The 18,856-nt window shown below is 48.9% G+C and carries 19 protein-coding genes and 1 tRNA gene; 13 read left to right on the top strand and 7 right to left on the bottom strand.

Annotated elements, in window-relative coordinates; genetic code table 11:
• Positions 1-41: 41 nt before the first annotated feature.
• From aspA to DT73_RS02190, 10 genes are all read left to right on the top strand, one after another.
• On the top strand, positions 42-1,478 hold the full coding sequence (gene aspA / locus DT73_RS02145) for an aspartate ammonia-lyase (RefSeq protein WP_036103194.1): 1,437 nt from the start codon (positions 42-44) through the stop codon (positions 1,476-1,478).
• 112 nt (positions 1,479-1,590) lie between these two features.
• Positions 1,591-2,892: an anaerobic C4-dicarboxylate transporter gene (locus DT73_RS02150; RefSeq protein ID WP_036103196.1), complete on the top strand. Its 1,302-nt coding sequence runs from the start codon at positions 1,591-1,593 to the stop codon at positions 2,890-2,892.
• Between the two features lie 94 nt (positions 2,893-2,986).
• Entirely contained in the window at positions 2,987-3,310 is a 324-nt protein-coding gene (gene cutA / locus DT73_RS02155) for a divalent cation tolerance protein CutA (protein ID WP_036103201.1), read from the top strand.
• Positions 3,286-5,043 carry a protein-disulfide reductase DsbD gene (locus tag DT73_RS02160; RefSeq protein ID WP_036103204.1) on the top strand — a complete coding sequence of 586 codons (1,758 nt, stop codon included), beginning with the start codon at positions 3,286-3,288 and terminating at the stop codon, positions 5,041-5,043. The genes cutA and DT73_RS02160 overlap by 25 nt, the downstream gene beginning before the upstream one ends.
• A 14-nt stretch (positions 5,044-5,057) precedes the next feature.
• Positions 5,058-5,633: a transcriptional regulator gene (locus DT73_RS02165; RefSeq protein WP_036103516.1), complete on the top strand. Its 576-nt coding sequence runs from the start codon at positions 5,058-5,060 to the stop codon at positions 5,631-5,633.
• Positions 5,634-5,748: 115 nt separating this feature from the next.
• Positions 5,749-5,824, top strand: a tRNA-Phe gene (locus DT73_RS02170).
• Between the two features lie 239 nt (positions 5,825-6,063).
• The gene (locus tag DT73_RS02175; RefSeq protein ID WP_036103207.1) at positions 6,064-6,918 is read left to right on the top strand and encodes a hypothetical protein; all 855 of its coding nucleotides are present in this window, start codon (positions 6,064-6,066) and stop codon (positions 6,916-6,918) included.
• Between the two features lie 404 nt (positions 6,919-7,322).
• Positions 7,323-8,114: a histidinol-phosphatase gene (gene hisN / locus DT73_RS02180; protein WP_036103208.1), complete on the top strand. Its 792-nt coding sequence runs from the start codon at positions 7,323-7,325 to the stop codon at positions 8,112-8,114.
• A gap of 23 nt (positions 8,115-8,137) precedes the next feature.
• The gene (locus tag DT73_RS02185) at positions 8,138-9,274 is read left to right on the top strand and encodes an MFS transporter (protein WP_036103211.1); all 1,137 of its coding nucleotides are present in this window, start codon (positions 8,138-8,140) and stop codon (positions 9,272-9,274) included.
• 307 nt (positions 9,275-9,581) lie between these two features.
• Positions 9,582-10,382 (top strand): HAD-IIB family hydrolase, encoded by an 801-nt coding sequence (locus DT73_RS02190; RefSeq protein ID WP_036103214.1) that lies wholly within the window; start codon positions 9,582-9,584, stop codon positions 10,380-10,382.
• A gap of 50 nt (positions 10,383-10,432) precedes the next feature.
• Here DT73_RS02190 and DT73_RS02195 read toward each other — a convergent pair whose 3' ends face one another.
• The 4 genes from DT73_RS02195 to DT73_RS25040 form a co-directional block, all read right to left on the bottom strand.
• Positions 10,433-11,197 carry a DeoR/GlpR family DNA-binding transcription regulator gene (locus tag DT73_RS02195; RefSeq protein ID WP_036103217.1) on the bottom strand — a complete coding sequence of 255 codons (765 nt, stop codon included), beginning with the start codon at positions 11,195-11,197 and terminating at the stop codon, positions 10,433-10,435.
• A gap of 217 nt (positions 11,198-11,414) precedes the next feature.
• On the bottom strand, positions 11,415-11,897 hold the full coding sequence (locus DT73_RS02200; RefSeq protein ID WP_036103220.1) for a hypothetical protein: 483 nt from the start codon (positions 11,895-11,897) through the stop codon (positions 11,415-11,417).
• Positions 11,898-12,442: 545 nt separating this feature from the next.
• Positions 12,443-13,378 (bottom strand): LysR family transcriptional regulator, encoded by a 936-nt coding sequence (locus DT73_RS02205; protein ID WP_036103225.1) that lies wholly within the window; start codon positions 13,376-13,378, stop codon positions 12,443-12,445.
• A 75-nt stretch (positions 13,379-13,453) separates the two neighbouring features.
• Positions 13,454-14,110: a helix-turn-helix transcriptional regulator gene (locus DT73_RS25040; protein ID WP_051691239.1), complete on the bottom strand. Its 657-nt coding sequence runs from the start codon at positions 14,108-14,110 to the stop codon at positions 13,454-13,456.
• Between the two features lie 584 nt (positions 14,111-14,694).
• Between DT73_RS25040 and DT73_RS02215 the strand changes: the two genes are divergently transcribed.
• Complete coding sequence (locus DT73_RS02215; RefSeq protein WP_036103228.1) at positions 14,695-15,087, top strand: ion channel; 393 nt, start codon at positions 14,695-14,697, stop codon at positions 15,085-15,087.
• A gap of 19 nt (positions 15,088-15,106) precedes the next feature.
• On the opposite strand, the gene DT73_RS02220 is transcribed toward DT73_RS02215, so the two are convergent.
• Genes DT73_RS02220 through DT73_RS02230 form a run of 3 tightly spaced genes read right to left on the bottom strand, consistent with a single transcriptional unit; the run spans position 15,107 to position 16,303 of the window.
• The gene (locus DT73_RS02220) at positions 15,107-15,523 is read right to left on the bottom strand and encodes a DUF6691 family protein (RefSeq protein WP_036103230.1); all 417 of its coding nucleotides are present in this window, start codon (positions 15,521-15,523) and stop codon (positions 15,107-15,109) included.
• Between the two features lie 5 nt (positions 15,524-15,528).
• Positions 15,529-15,960 carry a YeeE/YedE family protein gene (locus DT73_RS02225; RefSeq protein ID WP_036103233.1) on the bottom strand — a complete coding sequence of 144 codons (432 nt, stop codon included), beginning with the start codon at positions 15,958-15,960 and terminating at the stop codon, positions 15,529-15,531.
• 10 nt (positions 15,961-15,970) lie between these two features.
• On the bottom strand, positions 15,971-16,303 hold the full coding sequence (locus DT73_RS02230) for a metalloregulator ArsR/SmtB family transcription factor (protein ID WP_036103236.1): 333 nt from the start codon (positions 16,301-16,303) through the stop codon (positions 15,971-15,973).
• A gap of 202 nt (positions 16,304-16,505) precedes the next feature.
• Here DT73_RS02230 and DT73_RS02235 point away from each other — a divergent pair, with 202 nt between their 5' ends.
• Together DT73_RS02235 and DT73_RS02240 are read left to right on the top strand one after the other, a co-directional pair.
• Positions 16,506-18,164, top strand: coding sequence for an FAD-dependent oxidoreductase (locus DT73_RS02235; protein WP_036103523.1), 1,659 nt, complete (start codon positions 16,506-16,508; stop codon positions 18,162-18,164).
• 422 nt (positions 18,165-18,586) lie between these two features.
• Positions 18,587-18,808 carry a hypothetical protein gene (locus tag DT73_RS02240; protein WP_152552468.1) on the top strand — a complete coding sequence of 74 codons (222 nt, stop codon included), beginning with the start codon at positions 18,587-18,589 and terminating at the stop codon, positions 18,806-18,808.
• Positions 18,809-18,856: the final 48 nt, after the last annotated feature.

The raw sequence follows: 18,856 nt of genomic DNA on the forward strand, positions 1-18,856 counted from the left end.
TTTATCCATGTTCGCCTGAACACGAAAAAAGGTTGATTCACATGCTAAACAACATTCGTATTGAAGAAGATTTGTTAGGTACCAGGGAAGTGCCGGCAGAGGCCTACTACGGTATACACACGCTCAGAGCGATTGAGAACTTCTACATCAGCAACAGTAAAATCAGCGATATCCCCGAATTTGTTCGCGGTATGGTCATGGTGAAAAAAGCTGCGGCACTGGCAAACAAAGAGCTGCAAACCATTCCGCGCAGTATTGCTAACACCATTATAGCTGCCTGCGATGAAGTGCTGAACAACGGTAAATGCATGGACCAGTTCCCGGTCGATGTATTTCAGGGCGGTGCGGGCACATCCGTTAACATGAATACTAATGAGGTGCTGGCTAACATTGGTCTTGAACTGATGGGCCACCAGAAAGGGGAATACCAGTACCTGAACCCCAATGATCACCTTAACCGCTGCCAGTCCACCAATGATGCCTACCCCACCGGTTTCCGGATTGCGGTTTATGCCTCACTTATCAAGTTAGTTGATGCCATTCACCAACTGGGAGAAGGCTTCCAGAAAAAAGCGGTTGAGTTCGAAACCATCCTGAAAATGGGCCGCACCCAGTTGCAGGATGCTGTGCCTATGACCCTGGGCCAGGAATTCCACGCGTTCAATGTTCTGCTTAATGAAGAAACCAAAAACCTGTTGCGTACCGGCGAATTGCTGCTGGAAGTCAACCTGGGCGCCACCGCTATCGGCACCCGTCTGAACACACCAGATGGCTACCAGCAACTGGCAGTACAAAAACTGGCGGAAGTGAGCAATCTGCCTTGTGTTCCGGCTGAAGACCTGATTGAAGCCACGTCTGACTGTGGTGCTTATGTCATGGTGCACAGCTCCCTGAAACGCCTGGCGGTGAAACTGTCCAAAATCTGTAATGACTTGCGCCTGCTCTCGTCCGGACCACGCGCCGGGCTGAACGAAATCAACCTGCCAGAACTCCAGGCCGGTTCGTCCATCATGCCGGCCAAGGTCAACCCGGTAGTACCAGAAGTGGTCAACCAGGTGTGCTTCAAAGTTATTGGCAACGATACCTGCGTGACCATGGCTTCAGAAGCCGGGCAATTACAGCTGAACGTTATGGAACCCGTTATTGGCCAGGCTATGTTTGAATCCATTCATATTCTGACCAACGCCTGCTACAACCTGCTGGAAAAATGCGTCAATGGCATCACCGCTAACAAAGGAGTGTGTGAAAGCTACGTCTATAACTCTATCGGGATTGTTACCTACCTTAACCCGTTTATCGGCCACCACAACGGCGATATCGTCGGCAAAATCTGTGCAGAAACCGGGAAAAGTGTCCGCGAAGTGGTGCTGGAGCGTGGCCTGCTGACAGAAGCAGAGCTGGATGACATTTTCTCTGTCAACAACCTGATGCACCCGGCGTATAAAGCCAAAAGGTACACCGATGAAAGCGAACAGTAAGTACCGGCTATAACCCAACAAAAAGGCACGTCTCTGGCGTGCCTTTTTATTTTGGAGTGAACAATGTCATAACATTTTCTTATCGTAAACCTAACTAACCAAGGAAGATCATATGTTTGGAGCACAACTTGTTGTTGTCCTGGCGGCAATTTATTTGGGTGCCAGGCTCGGAGGCATCGGTATCGGTTTTGCCGGTGGGCTGGGTGTCCTGGTTTTAACACTGTTTTTCCAGGTCCCTCCTGGTGCCATTCCCTTTGATGTGATTGAAATTATTATGGCGGTAATTGCAGCCATAGCAGCCATGCAGGTAGCCGGAGGGATGGACTACCTCGTCAGTTTGGCTGAAAAATTACTACGCCGTCACCCCAAGTACATTACCTTTATTGCCCCCATGGTAACCTGGCTGATGACCATTCTGGCGGGCACCGGGCATACCGCGTTTTCCACCATGCCAGTCATTACTGAAGTGGCAAAAGAACAAGGTATTCGCCCTTCCCGCCCACTTTCTATTGCCGTTGTCGCATCGCAAATTGCTATTACCGCGTCGCCCATCTCCGCGGCAGTGGTGTTCTTCGCCGGTATTCTGGAACCACTGGGTATCAGCTACCTGCAACTTCTGGCCGTATGTATCCCCGTCACTTTTGTTGCCGTAATGCTGACAGCGGTACTGTGTAACTTCCTGGGGGGTGAACTGAAAGATGACCCGGTATACCAGGAAAAGCTGGCGAAAGGTGAAATTGTCCTGCGTGGTGCCAGCAAAATTGTACTGAAACCCCATGCGAAGCGCGCTGTAATGCTGTTTCTTGCCGGGATTGTTGCGGTTGTACTGTATGCCACCGCCATCAGCCCAACCGTTGGGTTAATAGATAACCCTGTGCTGCCACGTAATGAAGCTATCGTGGTGTTTATGCTGACTGTCGCCACACTTATCTGCCTGACCTGTAAAGCCAACAGCGGCGAGATCCTCAATGCCAGTACGTTTAAATCTGGCATGAGTGCCTGTGTTTGTGTGCTTGGTGTTGCCTGGCTGGGCGACACCTTTGTCAAAGGCCACATCGAAGACATTCAGCACCTGGCTGGGGGGTTATTGCACAACTACCCCTGGTTACTGGCTGTAGTGCTGTTCTTTGCCGCGACTCTGCTCTACTCGCAAGCTGCAACCACCAAAGCACTGATGCCCGCAGCATTAATGCTGGGTGTCAGCCCGCTGGCAGCCGTGGCCTCTTTTGCTGCGGTTTCCGCACTGTTTGTACTGCCCACCTACCCAACGTTGCTGGCCGCAGTAGAAATGGACGACACCGGCTCCACACGTATTGGGAAATATGTGTTTAACCACCCCTTCCTGGTGCCTGGTGTGGTTGCCATTATCCTGTGTGTCATTCTCGGGTTTATTTTTGGCGGGCTTATTCTGTAAAACAACTCAAATTCCGGGCCTGGAGCAGGCCCGGTCACTCGCTTATCTCAGCATCGTGTTATAGTCGTGGTTTTGGTTAACCAGAGGTTCATCCATGGCAACAACAGACGCTGTAGTCGTGCTGTGTACCGCACCCGATGAAGCCACAGCCCAGGAACTGGCTGCGCAAGTTTTAGCTGAAAAGCTGGCCGCCTGTGTCACCATTCTGCCAGGCGCATCATCCATGTATTACTGGGAAGGTAAACTGGAGCAGGAATATGAAGTGCAGTTGATTCTGAAAACCAATTCACAACACCAGCCCGCTTTACTGGCTTGCCTGAAAAACCACCACCCTTACCAAACCCCCGAGTTGCTTGTTTTGCCGGTAACCGATGGCGATAAAGAATACCTTTCATGGCTCAACGCATCCTTGTCCTGATCCTCTGTCTGTTCAGCACCCCGGTATTTGCCGGGTTGTTTGATAACCAGAATAGCAATAATTTTGTCCCTGCCAGCAAGGCATTTCAGTTTGATTTTCAGCAACAGCAACAGCATTTGATGTTGCACTGGCAGATAAAACCAGGATTTTATCTGTATAAAGCACAGATAAAACTGACGCCCACAGCGGCTACTCTGGGCGAAGTGACTTTCCCGCAGAGTGAATCCCACCACGATGAATTTTTTGGCGACAGCGAAGTCTACCGCCAGCAACTCAGGCTGCCTGTGGTATTGCAGCAGGCCAGCCAGACCGCGCATATCACCGTGACCTGGCAAGGGTGTTCTGACCGTGGCGTTTGCTACCCACCCGAAAGCCAGGATATTCCGCTCAGTGAGGTAGTGCCGGCCGCGTCATCTTCCATAACCCTGGGTTCTGAAACAGGCGAAAAAACAGCCACGCCACCAGGCGAGGGGCAGACACTGAGCGCCCCGCCATCGAACAGCCCTTTCTCCCCACTTTGGGCATTGTTGATTGGCGTGGGAATTGCCTTCACGCCTTGTGTACTGCCCATGTACCCCCTGGTTTCCGGCATTATTTTGGGCAACGGGCAATTATCACAGCGCCGCACACTGTGGCTGGCGCTGTTATATGTACAGGGTATGGCTCTTACCTACACACTGTTGGGGCTGGTTGTGGCAGCCGTGGGTCTGCCTTTCCAGGCCGCGCTGCAAAGCCCGTGGGTGTTAAGCATTATTTCAACAGTGTTTATCCTGCTCGCGTTATCCATGTTTGGGGTATTAAGCCTGCAATTACCTGGTTCACTGCAAACCCGCCTGGCTCTGTTAAGTAACCGCCAGCAAGGCGGTTCTGCCCCCGGCGTACTGGCTATGGGAGCCATTGCCGGGCTAATTTGCTCCCCCTGCACTACCGCGCCACTCAGCGCCATTCTGCTGTACATCGCCCAGAGCGGGAACCTGCCCCTCGGCGGGCTGACTCTGTGGTGCTATGCCACAGGGATGGGGTTACCTCTGGTGGCCGTCGCGCTCTTTGGGCGTCGCCTGCTACCGAAAAGCGGCCCATGGATGGAACAGGTAAAAGTTGCATTCGGCTTTGTTATCCTGGCGCTGCCGGTCTTTTTGGTATCCCGCATTTTGCCCGGTGTCTGGGAGCCTCGCCTGTGGGGGTTATTAGGTGTGGCGTTTTTCTCCTGGGGCTTTATTACCCTGCTGGCAGTTAAGCACCCTGCGGTACGGGCAGTGCAAATCCTGTTATTAGCTGCTGCATTAGTGTGTGCCCGGCCATTACAGGATTGGGTATTTGGTGCGCCGCAGTCTGCATCCGCAAGCCATCTGGTATTTCAGCCAATAAAAGATAATAGCGAACTGCAACGCTACCTTGAGCAGCACCCTGGGCAGCCAGTGATGGTTGATCTCTACGCCGACTGGTGCGTTGCCTGTAAAGAGTTTGAAAAATACACCTTCAGTGATCCCGGCGTGCAACAGGCACTGAAACAGGTACATCTGCTGAAGGTGGATGTCACAGACAATTCACCACAAAACCAGGCATTGCTGGCTGCACACCAGGTTCTGGGGCTACCGACCATTCTGTTTTTTGACGGGCAGGGCCAGCCCCTTGATAACTTGCGGGTCACCGGCTTTATGGGTGCTCCGGAGTTCATTCGCCATTTGCAGAAACTGCCTGGGTCAACAACAATTGACACTAATGAACAGTGATGGAGGGTTATTTCGTGCAACGTGAAGCTGTACTGGAATCTGCGCTACTGGTGATGGAGCGTGAAGGGTTAGCAACTGTCACACTGGATCATGTAGCCGGGGAAACAGGTAAAACCGTTGAGTCACTGCAACTTTTTTGGCCCAACCGGGAAGCCCTTATCTACGATGCGCTGCGTTACCACAGCCAGCAAATTGAAACGCACCGCCGCCAGTTGCTGTTGGATGACACGCTGTCTGACGAGCAAAAACTGCTGGCTCGTTATAAAACACTGACCGAGTGTGTGGCGCAACAGCGTTACCCTGGCTGCCTGTTTATTGCGGCCTGTAGTTTCTGGCCAGATGCAGAAGACCCCATCCACCAACTGGCAACGGAACAAAAACGTGCCGCCTGGGAATATACCCATACTCTGCTCAACCGCCTGGACGTTGACGACCCGGCAATGGTGGCAGACCAAATGGAACTGGTTCTGGAAGGCTGCCTGAGCAAGCTGTTAGTTAAACGCCACCAGGAAGATGTGGACACCGCAGCCCGGCTGGCGCAGGATATTTTGCGCTTTGCACAGTGCCGCCAGGCTGGTGCCCTCACCTGACCGGACACTTTTTGTCTGACCATGCACAAAAAGCAGGCAATCAGATGAGATTTGCCGTGTTTTTGCGATAAAGGCGTTGACGCCTTGCGGCCTTTACGGTTTAATGCGCCCCGTTGCCCGGATAGCTCAGTCGGTAGAGCAGGGGATTGAAAATCCCCGTGTCCTTGGTTCGATTCCGAGTCCGGGCACCACTATTTAAAGAAACCAGCCTACGGGCTGGTTTTTTGCTTTTCTGAGGCCGAACTCGTCATCGAACTCCGTTCGATTATTCGCCGTAAACGGCTCACCCCTTCGGGGCCAGCGCGGCAGGCGCGCTGTTCAACGCCCCCTAAATTAAGTAGCTAAATTCCATTTCACTACCCTGTAACTATCATTTAACCTTTAACCGGTGTTATTCAATGAGCCCGTATTTAACGTTTAAGGAAAGAAAGTGTTAAAAAGAATTACTCTTCTGGGTGCCTGTATGGCATTGACCGCCTGTTTTGGTGAAAATAAAGAATTTCTCATTGATAATCCAACCGGGCAAACATTAGCAATTTCGATCGACGATCAAAAAATAACGATTCCGGCAAAGGAATCACAAAGTATTAAACTGGACGCTGGTCAACATACATTGACACTGGCGAATGGTGAAACTGTCAAATTCAGCGTATTTGGCGCCTGGCCTCGCTCCGGTAATAGCGGTATCATCAACCCGACCCACACGCGTTATATTTATGTGGTACAAAAATATCTGGCCAAAGGCGTACAGCCAACCGGCGAAAGCAGTGATGTACACACCCTTTCTATTGACGGGCAAACGGTTACTGGCCCGTTCGACGATCTGGGGAGTGAGCTCTTTATTGACAATGCCTACCATTATTGGGATCTGAACCCGACAGAGCCATTCCCTGCATCGATGTCATCTACATCTGAACAAAATTACAAAACCAAAATTTATCGCATTCAGGACTTTAAGCATTATTATAACAATGAATTCTCTCCTTCAGCCGATTACAGTCAACATATACGTATCACTGAGTCGCGTTATCAGCCTCCTGAAATAACCGCGCATTTTAATTCACCTGAACTTCAGACAAATCTGAATGATGCCACCAAAATTTATACCGCCTTTATCCATGCTAAGTCGGCAGGGGAACAAAAAGAGTTGCTGAAAGAGTTTGAAAAACAGAACAGCGAGAAATGGCGCAACCCTAAAACGAATGGGGGTGAAGTGACTCTCTATTATAAAGTTATGTTTAATCTCAATCAAATAATGATGAGTTCAATTCTCGAGCTTAAGTAGTAACGTTTGATGGCCAGGCAGCTACTGGCCTCATGAATCCCTGAATAACCCCAGCCCGGCACCACTATTCAAAGAACCCAGTCTGCCGCTGAGTTTTTGCTTTTCTGAAACCGTGCTCTCCATCGAACTTAGTTCGATTACTCGCCGTAAACAGCCCACCCAGCAATTGCCAGCGCTGACCACAAACGCCACCTCTCTTTCAGCCTGCCAGCAGGCCAGTATTACTACTGAACAACCAGGTAACCCTGCCCATTCTTGTCGTATCCGAATACGACATAAACATACCTGCCATTGAAAAACCGCCCATACCGAGCACAACAAACACAAAACGAGCACTAAAACATTGCCAAACACAGCAAAAACTAACACAATCGAGCTTTAGAATTACCCAACAGGAGCGAGAAATGCCACTAAAGAAACCTGAATCAGACTTTCTCCATGAACTGGCGAACATAGCTGAACAGCGAATCTTAAGCAGTTATCTTAAGTCTCACTGTATTGATATCAGTACCAAACCTAAAGAAGGTTTCAGGTTCGATCCGGTGACAAACATTGACCGGGAAACTGAAATAATCATCAGGAGAATGATTTCCGAACGTTTTCCGGAACATGCCATTATGGGTGAAGAATTCGGCGATACAGGGAGCAGTACGTACAAGTGGGTCATAGACCCGATTGATGGTACCCGCCCATTCCTGTGTGGCCTGCCTGTATGGGGATGTCTGGTTGGGTTGCTGGAAAATGGTGAAGCAGTAATGGGAATGATGAGCCAGCCTTATACCGGAGACCGCTTCTGGTCTGATGGCAAATGCTCATGGTTTTCAGGACGGTTTGGCACTTCAATAATGAAAACAAGGCAGGACGCAGAGCTTCACCAGGCCATTCTGCATACCACTTCGCCCGAATCGGTCAAACTTTATCATAATAATAAATTCGACTTATTACAGAATCAGGTACTCATGACCCGTTATGGTGGTGAGTGCTACGCAATGGCAATGCTGGCTGCCGGCCATATTGATATCTGCGTAGAATACTCTCTGCAACCATACGACATCGTTGCATTTATACCAATTATAGAAAACGCCGGAGGTGTCATTACAACTATTGATGGCAGACGGGCTGAAAATGGTGGTGCGATTGTAGTGAGTGCAAATGAGCAACTCCATGAGCAGGTATTGAATATTCTTAATTCATGATGACACCATCTGGAATAGAGAAAATGAACGAAAAAATATCTACACGAATTATATTCTTTATTGCTGGTTTGGTTACTGCAACCTGGGCTGTTCTTGTGCCTTATGCAAAAAGTAACACTAATATTAATGATGCTTCACTGGGGACATTATTATTATGCCTCGGGTTAGGTGCGATGATCGCGATGCCTGTTACAGGTGCGCTAACATCCAGATATGGTTGCAGAAAAGTGATTACTGCAGCAGTGCTGGTTATTATTATTTCTGTCCCCTTTTTGTCTTTTCTTTCCTCCCCTTTACTACTGGGAGCAGGGTTACTGATTTTTGGCATCAGCATTGGAATCACTGACTGCGCAATGAATGTCCAGGCCATTCTGGTTGAGAAATCAGCGGATAAATCATTAATGTCCGGGTTTCATGGCATGTACAGTGTTGGTGGTATTGCAGGAGCTGGCGCAATGACAGGCTTGTTACATTTAGGTTTAACTGCCATCGCCTCGACAATTATCATGTGCGTGGTCGTTTTTCTCTTACTGATGATAAGTGTTCACAAGCTACTACCCTATGCCAACCCCGCGGAAGGGCCTGCTTTTGCTGTCCCGAAAGGAATCGTTCTGGTCCTGGGCCTGATTTGCTTTATTATTTTTATGGCCGAAGGCACCGTACTGGACTGGAGTGCAGTTTATCTGGTTGAAAAAATAAATATTTCTGAGTCTCTGGGTGGTCTGGGGTTTGCGGCATTCGCGGCAGCAATGACAGCGGGAAGATTAAGTGGTGATTATGTCATTGAAAAGCTGGGAGCATTCAAAGTGGTACTTTCAGGTACTGCTATTGCAATCCTGGGTTTTATCTTAGTGATCCACAGCATTGAATTTACCCTCATTTTAATTGGTTATTCCTTAATTGGTGCCGGGTGCTCCAATATTGTGCCGGTTATGTTTTCCCAAATTGGCAAACAATCCACCATGCCACAAATGGTTGCAGTCCCTGCCGTAACAACGCTCGGGTATATTGGTGTTCTGGCTGGCCCTGCCATAATTGGCTATATTTCACATCATAGCTCAATTACCTATGGCTTTGTTTTTATCACTACATTAATCCTCTGCGCAGCAATATTGTCATATGCGATAAAAAACATTCTGCGAGCAACTCCCCAGGTATAAACTCGCTTTCATGGCTATTAAATAAATAATCTTATATTCCCTGCATAAGTCATCACTTATGCAGGGAATATTCATGTGCTGCTGTGAGAAATGCTGGCAACCCATGCCCGATGTCAGAGAAGGCAACCACAAAGCACAGACAAAACTAACACAAACAATCACAATATTTCATAAACGAGCATAAGCTGTTAGCGTACAACAGATACCTGGTTGCCAGTAATGGAAGCTTCCAAATGAGAAATCGAGAGGGTAAACCATGTGTGGAGCGATCAGGAGTGGGTGCAAACTTAACGATTCAGGTGGAGAAATGATTAAACTGATCATCACAGATTTGGATGGAACATTCCTGAACAGCCAGGGGGATTATGACAGAGAACGATTTGCCAGTGTCCGGGCTCTGATGGCAGAGAAAAAAGTACACTTTGCTGCCTGTACTGGCAAACAGTGTGAAAGAGTGGAAGAACTGTTTGGCGAGTACAGTAAAGATTTATGGATTGTTGGGGATAGCGCAACACGTATTAAGTTTAACGGTGAATATCTTTATCAGTCCTTAATCCGTAATGAGACAGGACTGAGTATTATCAAAACGCTTGAAGCGGCGAACCCCCACCATGTCATTATTGCCTGCACCAATGAAGGGGCGGTGATCCGGTCTGATACCCCACAGCACCTGAAAGAAAAAGTACGTAAGTCTTATACCACAATGATCCAGACGGATAACTTAAGCTCAGTGACCAGCGATTTTGTTAAAATCACTGTTTACGATGAAGCAGGAACATGTGCGCAAACTCGCCCTTTTTTGACTCCCTTTGAGAAAGATGTCTACATTGTTGTTTCAGAGGCGTCCTGGATTGATATTGCTGATTACGGCGTACATAAAGGCACTACAGTGAAAAGGCTGCAAGAGATCCTTAATGCCACTCGTGCTGAAACTATGGCATTTGGCGATGGTTATAACGACCTGGAGCTTTTAGCTGAAGCTGAATATAGCTTTGCAATGCAAAACGCGTTCGAAGAGACCAAAGCCGCTGCACAATTTGTTACCGGGACAAATGACGAAAATGCCGTTCAGGAAACGATCATACGGATCCTGAGACTGCAATCCTGAACACAATGCAGGGAAATGGAGGTTGCTCCGTTTCCCTGTGATTTTACCCGTTAAGACGCTCGTTCAATGTGCATATTCAGGTTTTCAAAACCACTGACATTCGTATCCTGGCTCACAATGATGATGTCTATATCATCGCACTGTGCAACCTTGTAGCGGGCGACCTTCGACATTTTATCTTGTGTTACCGCAGCGACAACTTCATTACTTTGGCTCAGTATTTCCTTTTTGAAACAAGCATCTTCGTAGTAGACCGCGCTCAGGCCAACTTGATAATCCAGGCCACAAACCCCAATAAACGTTTGGTCGAAGAGCATTTCCCGAACCTGATTTACCGTATCAGAACCCAGTGTACTGCCAGTCAGGTGATTAACCTTCCCCCCGAGTAATATCAATTCACCTTTGGCGCGGCTACTTAATGCTGCAGCTATTTGAGGGGAATTCGTTACGATAGTGATTTCCATATCTTCTGGAATGTATTCCACCATAGCCAGATATGTGGAGCCGGCATCGAGGAAGATGCAGGTATTTTCTCTAATGAGCTGCGCGCATTTACGGGCCAGACACGATTTTTCTTCAACGTTATCAGCCGCCCGAACATCAAAGATAGCAGATTGCTTAAATTCACTTATCGCTCCGCCATAAACCTTTTTGCACAGGCCCTTTCTCGCCATCTGCTGCAAGTCTCTGCGAATAGTATGCTCTGATACCCCCATGTCGCGGGCCAGGTCTGTTCCAATTACCCGGCCTGTTTTTGCCAGTATTTCCTGAATCCGGGCCTGCCTTTGCTCAGGGAAAGCATCATAATCTGTCACGCCAACTCCTCAAAATGGGCTTAGTGCTGCATAACTCAACAAAATATATCACACTATAATTATTGCCATGGTATCGCATTAACCCATTGCAGTCTTTTGAACCTGAGCACTCGCAACCTGCCGCACTCATGCTGATTACAGAACATTTTTAACTCAACTAACTAGCTAAAATGAATAAACCCGCCCTACAACAAAGGCGGGTTGTTATTTTTTGCTGTTACGCCAGCACACCACTCTGCCAGTAAACAGCCGGTTCAATATCCACCACACCTTGTTCAGTACGCAGCCAGCGTGGCGCTTTCATTTCTGCGGCAAAGTAATTAATTAACTCCGACAGCAACCCCGTTAGTTGCTGCTCCGTTTCCGGGGGAAGCCCTTGCTGCATCAGCGTTTGTGCCAGCGCCATGCCGTAGCTGCAGAGCGCAGTACAGTCTGGTGCTAATTGTGGAGAAACCGCCGGGAGAGTGTCCACTGTCAGGCTTTCCACAAGATGTTCCGGCACCGGATCCAGCAGCGCAGGCTGTAACACTGCAAGGCAAGTATTAAGACGCCCACACAGTGCCATTTTTAACGTGGTGTCGTTTGTTTCAGGCAAAGCATCGGCAATATTTTCACAGTAGCTCGCCAGCTCGGTAAAATCAGTTATGGAACTCAGGGGAATGGCAAATAACGGGTGAGGCTGGGTAGTGGTCGTAGCCATAAAGGCATCCTCGATGAGTTGTATTGATACCGCTGCCACTGGAAAGGTCAATTTCACTGGTGGCAGAACCGGGCGGAGTTGACCTTACCGGCCTCATCGACACCGGCGCATCTTGCGATGCCCCCGCCCGGCCCGCCATTGAGGTGTAGCCGTGCGCACGACACACAGGAGACGCAACGCGCGTCATGTGTCGCCGATGAGGAATATCAGGAGGTCAATCCCGGCACCTGATTTTGCAGGTGCCGGGCAAAGATACCGTTGAGCACACAGCACCGCAAGGGATTTTACCCGGCAGGTTAACACACTGTTTTTATTTGGAACCCAGTACGCAAAACCTGGGCGTGTAATAACGCTAACGAAGTGAAAAGTAGGAAGCAGATACTACAAAGCCCGATGAATAGTTGCTGGCAGAAAAACCCTGGCAGAGCCTCAGCACATCACGAAGGGGTAAGTATCATTAAGAAAATGGTGTAAATAACCACGCTGGAAATAATGACAGCTCACTGGCCACACAGCCCCCACACACCGCGCACAGGGGAATTCATTCACTGCACAAACACACTTTCCCGCACATAACGGCGTAACAAACCCTCGCGGATATGGCGGTGAAAACCGTCGTTGTCCACGACTTTGTGCCAGTAAAGGAAAGCTGTGGTTTTCAGGGCAGGTTCCGCCAGGCGCAGTTTCTCCAGCCCGCGGCGTTCAATGACATCACCGGAAAACACGCACACAGAATCGGAATGATTGATCAGAGCCAGCGCGGCACTGGCCGAAGAGGTTTTCAGGGTGCAACGCATATGTTTAATGGTTTCCCCCCAACACTGGCGAATCACCAGGTCCAGTTGCTCGCGGAACATCAGCTCAATCCACGGGTAACGGGCAATATCACGCAAAGTCACGCGCCGCCCGGCCAGCGGGTGCCCGCGGCGCACAGTGAAAAAGTGTTCCAGTTCCACCAGTTCACTCACACAAACATTATTAGATAAGCTATTGCACTGCCCAAAGAAGAAATCAATTTTTCCGTCGTTGAGATCCTGAATACACTGGTCATAACGCGTGAAGACTTCAAAAGTAACCTTGCCTTCCAGGCCTTCTTTATGGGCAAAATCATAAAACAGTAACGAGACTTCATCGATATAGACATCATCCGGCACACAAATCCGGTAAGTCTCTTTCATTGGCTGTGGCTCGGTATTGGGCTGGTTTTTATCAAAAATCCCTTCCAGGTCGGCCACCATGATTTCCAGCGTCGGATACAGGCGTTGAGCGAACGGCGTCATCATCATGCCATGGGCAGAACGCACCAGCAGCGGGTCATCAAATACTTCCCTTAAGCGAGCCAGTTGATGGCTTACGGCAGACTGCCCAATAAATAACTGTGTAGCCGCTTTGCTTACCTGCCGGGTTTTCAGCAAAAAATATAATGTGACTAATAAATTGACGTCATATTTAATGACTTTCGCAAGGTTACTTTGCAACATCCTGGTTCTCCCGCTGGCATCAGTTCGTCACGTATCCAACATCATTTTAGGCCCGATATTCCCTATTACACAGACTTACATCAGAAATACTTCATGCAGCTGAGTATCTTCAGTAACAGGCAGCGTCGTTTTGGCTACATTCCCGGTTAAAATACTTTCCATACAAAAATAAACATGTAATCCGGCCAGCGTATCAACGCCCAGTTTATTCATCAGACTGCGTTTATGGCGGCTGACTGTTTTATTGCAAATACCCAGTACACGGCCAATCAACTGGTGGTCATACCCTTTCAGCATCAGTTTCAGTACGGTATTTTCTGTTGGGCTCAACAACCCCATAGCCGATTCATGCCGCGCACTGCTCTTGCCCTTAATCGCCTGGCTGCCGGCTATTGCCAGAGAAGGTAAGGCGTTAACCACGCCAGATAGCTTGCTGCGAATCAGCTCCACCGACCAGGTACTGTCGATACAAATCAACCGGTTACCCAATAATTCCAGGTATTCTTTGCAACGAAATACCCCCATGTCAGTCGCGCTTACCATAATAACCAGCATGGACGGGTTATCATTAATATAACTGATTGTCTGGTGGGTTTTTTCTGAGTAAGACATCCCCACACTACAAACAAATACCGGAGTAGTGCACAGCTGAATATTCTGGGTAAGTTCCTGTAGCAGCGTTTTCACCCCATGGGCCGCCAGTGAACCATCATCAAATAAATTTAGCAACATAGAATGTATTAAGACCTTTCTCGAAGAATTATCCTAAAATTTATCACGAGCACTTTTTAACCCAAAAACGATAAATATTAATAAGCCTTATTAACCAAATTAATACACCCAAAAATCATATGAATAGGCATCATGATAATTGTTATATTTTTTCATTATTCAATAAATACTGGTGCGATATGCTTAGTAATAATTCATAGCAAAAATCACACATTAAATAACCCAGCTGAGATATGTGTATTTTTGCGCACGGCCATTCATACCAGGCTCGCCTGATTCAGGGAGCACACCAAACAGCAACATCATAAGACACAAATTAACCAATTGATTAAGAACAAAAAATGCAAATAAGCCAGTCACATATATTTTCTAAGGAGTACATTTTTCCAGGCTGGTTACTGCCATCTGCGCCTCCCGGAGCAACGGCCTGTAACCTGTACAATGGCATAAATATAAAGAAGAAAGAAATGCAACACGGTGCTATACCTTGTTATTGAGCAGTGGCGGCAAATAACTGATACGAAAAAAACCGGGTGCTTTTCCCTGGTGGGAAGGGCGTGACTTAACCCTATTCAGGCTCTGGTATGATCAAACAATTCTATTATCTGGTAGTGCTTATCGCGGTTCTAATGCTGATGCATTCTATCTGGACGCTTATGATACTGCGCGTCAAACCCGGTGATAAAAAACATACTCCCCGCGAACTGTTACGGTTGTTTCTGGTACTGGTTTCCGTGTTATTCATCCACAGCCTGGAAGCCGGGATATTTGCTATTTTTTATACTGTTGAACACGCGCTGCCTAATTTTGAAACCGCCATGTACTTTTCCCTGACCAGCTATGCCACCGTCGGGTACGGTGATGTGCTGCTACCAATGGATTTCCGCCTGACAGGTGCCGCTGAAGGCCTGGCCGGAACACTGATGGTCAGTTGGACAGTAGCGGTGCTTATCCGGCTATTTCAGAAAACCGAATAAGCACCCCGGAAAATGAGTGTTAATGCCCTGCAGGCCTCATGATGCCAGCCAGCCACATCCCCACCAGCATCGCCAGGGCAAACAACACCCCTTTGATATAACCGGCTCCAACCAGAACCAGTGCCGGCCCCGGGCAAATCCCGGCAAGCCCCCAGCCCAGGCCAAAAATTGCCGCGCCGAGAAACAGGTCTTTATCCAGCGTGCGGCGGGTGGGTAACGAAACCGGCCCACCGCAAATCGCAGTTTTGCGCCGTTTTGCCATGCTAAAGCCCACAACCCCAACGGCAATGGCCCCGGCCATTACCAGAGCCAGCGAAGGGTCCCATGGGTGAGCCAGGTCGAGAAACCCCAGAACTTTTGCCGGGTTTGCCATACCACTGACCAGCAGCCCCAGGCCAAATACCAGGCCTGCAATAAACGAAACGATAATCCGCATCTCCCTTACCCCCGTAACCAGCCCAGTAATGTTGCCGTGGCAAAACCCACCGCCATAAACGTGAGTGTTGCAGCCAGTGAACGTGGTGAAAAACGCGATAACCCACAAACCCCATGGCCGCTGGTGCAGCCTGAACCTAACCGGGTCCCCACGCCCACCAGTAACCCGGCGATAAGAATAAGCGGTGTGGAGGCTGACAGGCTGATATCCGGACGGGGGAAAAAGCTCAGGTACAGCACCGGCGCGCCAATTAACCCCAGCAGGAATGCAATTCGCCAGCCTTCAACACGCGTTTCTCGCTGCAACATGCCACCAAGAATGCCGCTGATGCCAGCAATACGCCCACAAAACAGGATCAACACAATCGCCGCCAGGCCAATCAGCAACCCACCACTGAAACTGGCAACTGGCGTAAACTGCGCAAAATTAATTGTCATCTCTTGCTCCTCATTCCCCATCTTGCTGGACGGGGCAATACAGGTCATACAGCGTAGTAAGTAGTGTTAAAACACGCTTATCTTCAATACGATAAAAAATTTGTTTCCCTTCTCTGCGGGTTTCTACCAGTTTCAGGCGGCGCATAACCCCCAATTGCTGAGAAAGCGTAGGCTGGTGAATCCCCACGGCCTCTTCCAGTTGCGCCACACTGGCTTCACCCTGGCTTAACTGGCACATCAACAGCAGCCGGTCGCTGTTCGATAAACCGCGCAGAACATCTGCCGCGCCCTGAGCGGCAAGTTTCATTGCGTCATAAAAATCTTGCTGATCATGTTCTGGCATCATTGACATCCAACAATATATGATTTTATATAATATAATTAAGTATAGTGTAGTATTTCAGGCGCTGTCACGCTTTTTTCTGGTCACTCGCACCAGGCTTAACCTCACCGATTACCCTGATTTTCGATGAGTGACAGGCGCATTGCCCGGCAGAACACGGGCAAACACCGGCCTGCCTGAGCAGGCTTTAAGAGAGGATATGATGAAAATTGTAATCGTTGGTGGTGTTGCCGGTGGTGCTTCGGCTGCGGCAAGGGCCAGGCGCCTGAGTGAAGATGCAGAAATTATCGTACTGGAGCGTGGCGAATATGTTTCGTTCGCCAACTGCGGCCTGCCCTACCACATTGGCGGTGTCATTCCCGAGCGCCAGTCGCTTGTCCTGAAAACACCGCAAGATTTCAAAACCAGGTTCAATATTGATGTGCGCGTGCGCCATGAAGTGCTCGCTATTGATCCGGAACAGAAATCCGTCACCGTGAAGAACCTCACAACAGGCGAAAATTACACCGAAACCTGGGATCGCTTATTGCTCAGCACAGGCGCTGCTCCAATTGTGCCGCCGTTACCAGGGCTGAACGAAACCGGTGTTTTTTCCCTGCGCAGTATCAATGATATGGACGCCATTATCGCCTGGATAAAACAACACGATGTTTCACATGCCACACTGGTGGGTGGTGGTTTTATTGGGTTAGAAGTGATGGAAGCACTGACTGAACGTGGCATGAGCTTAACACTACTGGAAATGGGCAACCAGGTGATGGCCCCGGTAGACCCGGAAATGGCCTCAGCACTTCACCAGGAAATACGTAACCACGGTGTTGACCTGCGTCTGAAAACCGCACTGAAGCAGGTTACGCGGGATGTCGCCGGGTTAAGCGTTGAGCTTTCCTCCGGGGAAAAATTACGCACCGGTATGGTGTTGCTGGCGATTGGCGTGAAGCCGGAAAGCCGCCTGGCAGCAGACGCAGGGATTGCCACAGGTGAGCGTGGCGGTATCCGGGTTAATGCGCAAATGCAGACTTCGGTGCCAGGTATCTATGCCGTGGGCGATGCCGTCGAAACCCAGGATCTGGTGCTCCAGTCTCCCACATTAATTCCGCTGGCAGGCCCGGCAAACCGCCAGGGGCGCATCGCTGCAGACAACATGCTAATGAACCGGGGAAGCACTTATCGCGGCAGCCAGGGAACCGCCATCTGCAAAGTCTTCTCGCTAAGTATTGGCAGTTGTGGCGCGAATGAGAAACAACTGGCTGCACGCGGCCGCCGTTATGAAAAGGTGTACGTCCACAGTGCAGATCACGCCAGTTACTACCCAGGTGCTGCAATGATCAGCCTTAAACTACTGTTTGATCCGCAAAATGGTACGATCCTCGGTGCTCAGGCCAGTGGGCAAAACGGGGTAGATAAACGCATTGATGTGCTGGCTGTCGCCCAGCGGGCAGGCATGAAAGTAGCCGACCTTGAACACCTGGAACTGACCTATGCCCCACCCTTTAACAGTGCGCGCGATGTAGTAAACCAGGCCGGTATGGTAGCAACTAACGTGCTGTTCGGTGACACTGCGATTTGCCATGCCAGTGACATTCAACAGCTTGACCCGGCAACCCAGTGCCTGCTGGATATCCGTAACCCCGGCGAACTGACGCAGTTTGGTGAGTACCCTAATGCATTATCGATCCCGCTGGATACATTACGGGAAAATCTGGGCAGGCTGCCGAAAGACAAAGAGATCCTGATTGGCTGCCAAAGCGGGTTGCGCGGCCATGTTGCGTATCGCATTCTCACCGCACAAGGTTTCCGCGCCCGTAATCTGAGTGGCGGTTTTAAAACCTGGCAGGCCGTACTACAGGCAACAGAGTAAATACCAGAGCCAGAGTGTAAAATTACTTCTTCACTCTGGCTATTTTCACTGAAAAAATAATACATCCGTTGACAATAAAATAAAATCCTTCACTCCCCAACCAAAAAATAATCCTATCCTTATTTAAAAAATCCTAATATTCATCATTACTATAAATACTAATTGATCACCATATAAAAAAGATTATAAACTCCGCCGCGAAGTTACCCTTTAATGCTACACAGGTTCATCCATACAATGGAGTCCTTTCATAGCATCATTTAACTATGATGGGTAAGTTCATCTCATTTAGCGTAAGAAACCACGTTACTTAATAATATTATGGAAATCTGTTCGTTACTCCATAAAACTCAGTAACTGGGTTTCAAAAAAAATGAGCTCACACTTTATCGTTAATATTTTCTATTTTAAAAGAGGTATTCATGAGTCACGCAATGGCATTCGCGACTGTCCTGGATATGCAGGCAGCAGAAAAAATCAATGGCGGCAGCAACATCTGGTTTGACAACAATGGAGTACGCTGGAAAGAAGGCCCGTATGGTCTGTGCTACTGGCGCCAAAGTGCGGCAGCGCCTGGCTCGAATGGCTGGTACCGCGAAGCAACCAATAAAGACGGCACCGCGAAACGTTGTGACGAGAAGTAATTAAGTCATTCCCTCCGTTATTTATCGGGATTATTGAAAAATAACGGA

This window comes from Mangrovibacter sp. MFB070 (genome assembly GCF_000705335.1).
Taxonomy (GTDB): domain Bacteria; phylum Pseudomonadota; class Gammaproteobacteria; order Enterobacterales; family Enterobacteriaceae; genus Mangrovibacter; species Mangrovibacter plantisponsor.

Coding starts and splice junctions, on each gene's coding strand:
- aspA (WP_036103194.1), top strand. CDS start 42: ATGCTAAACAACATTCGTATTGAAGAAGATTTGTTAGGTACCAGGGAA.
- DT73_RS02150 (WP_036103196.1), top strand. CDS start 1,591: ATGTTTGGAGCACAACTTGTTGTTGTCCTGGCGGCAATTTATTTGGGT.
- cutA (WP_036103201.1), top strand. CDS start 2,987: ATGGCAACAACAGACGCTGTAGTCGTGCTGTGTACCGCACCCGATGAA.
- DT73_RS02160 (WP_036103204.1), top strand. CDS start 3,286: ATGGCTCAACGCATCCTTGTCCTGATCCTCTGTCTGTTCAGCACCCCG.
- hisN (WP_036103208.1), top strand. CDS start 7,323: ATGCCACTAAAGAAACCTGAATCAGACTTTCTCCATGAACTGGCGAAC.
- DT73_RS02185 (WP_036103211.1), top strand. CDS start 8,138: ATGAACGAAAAAATATCTACACGAATTATATTCTTTATTGCTGGTTTG.
- DT73_RS02190 (WP_036103214.1), top strand. CDS start 9,582: ATGATTAAACTGATCATCACAGATTTGGATGGAACATTCCTGAACAGC.
- DT73_RS02200 (WP_036103220.1), bottom strand. CDS start 11,897: ATGGCTACGACCACTACCCAGCCTCACCCGTTATTTGCCATTCCCCTG.
- DT73_RS02205 (WP_036103225.1), bottom strand. CDS start 13,378: ATGTTGCAAAGTAACCTTGCGAAAGTCATTAAATATGACGTCAATTTA.
- DT73_RS25040 (WP_051691239.1), bottom strand. CDS start 14,110: ATGTTGCTAAATTTATTTGATGATGGTTCACTGGCGGCCCATGGGGTG.
- DT73_RS02215 (WP_036103228.1), top strand. CDS start 14,695: ATGATCAAACAATTCTATTATCTGGTAGTGCTTATCGCGGTTCTAATG.
- DT73_RS02220 (WP_036103230.1), bottom strand. CDS start 15,523: ATGCGGATTATCGTTTCGTTTATTGCAGGCCTGGTATTTGGCCTGGGG.
- DT73_RS02225 (WP_036103233.1), bottom strand. CDS start 15,960: ATGACAATTAATTTTGCGCAGTTTACGCCAGTTGCCAGTTTCAGTGGT.
- DT73_RS02230 (WP_036103236.1), bottom strand. CDS start 16,303: ATGCCAGAACATGATCAGCAAGATTTTTATGACGCAATGAAACTTGCC.
- DT73_RS02235 (WP_036103523.1), top strand. CDS start 16,506: ATGAAAATTGTAATCGTTGGTGGTGTTGCCGGTGGTGCTTCGGCTGCG.
- DT73_RS02240 (WP_152552468.1), top strand. CDS start 18,587: ATGAGTCACGCAATGGCATTCGCGACTGTCCTGGATATGCAGGCAGCA.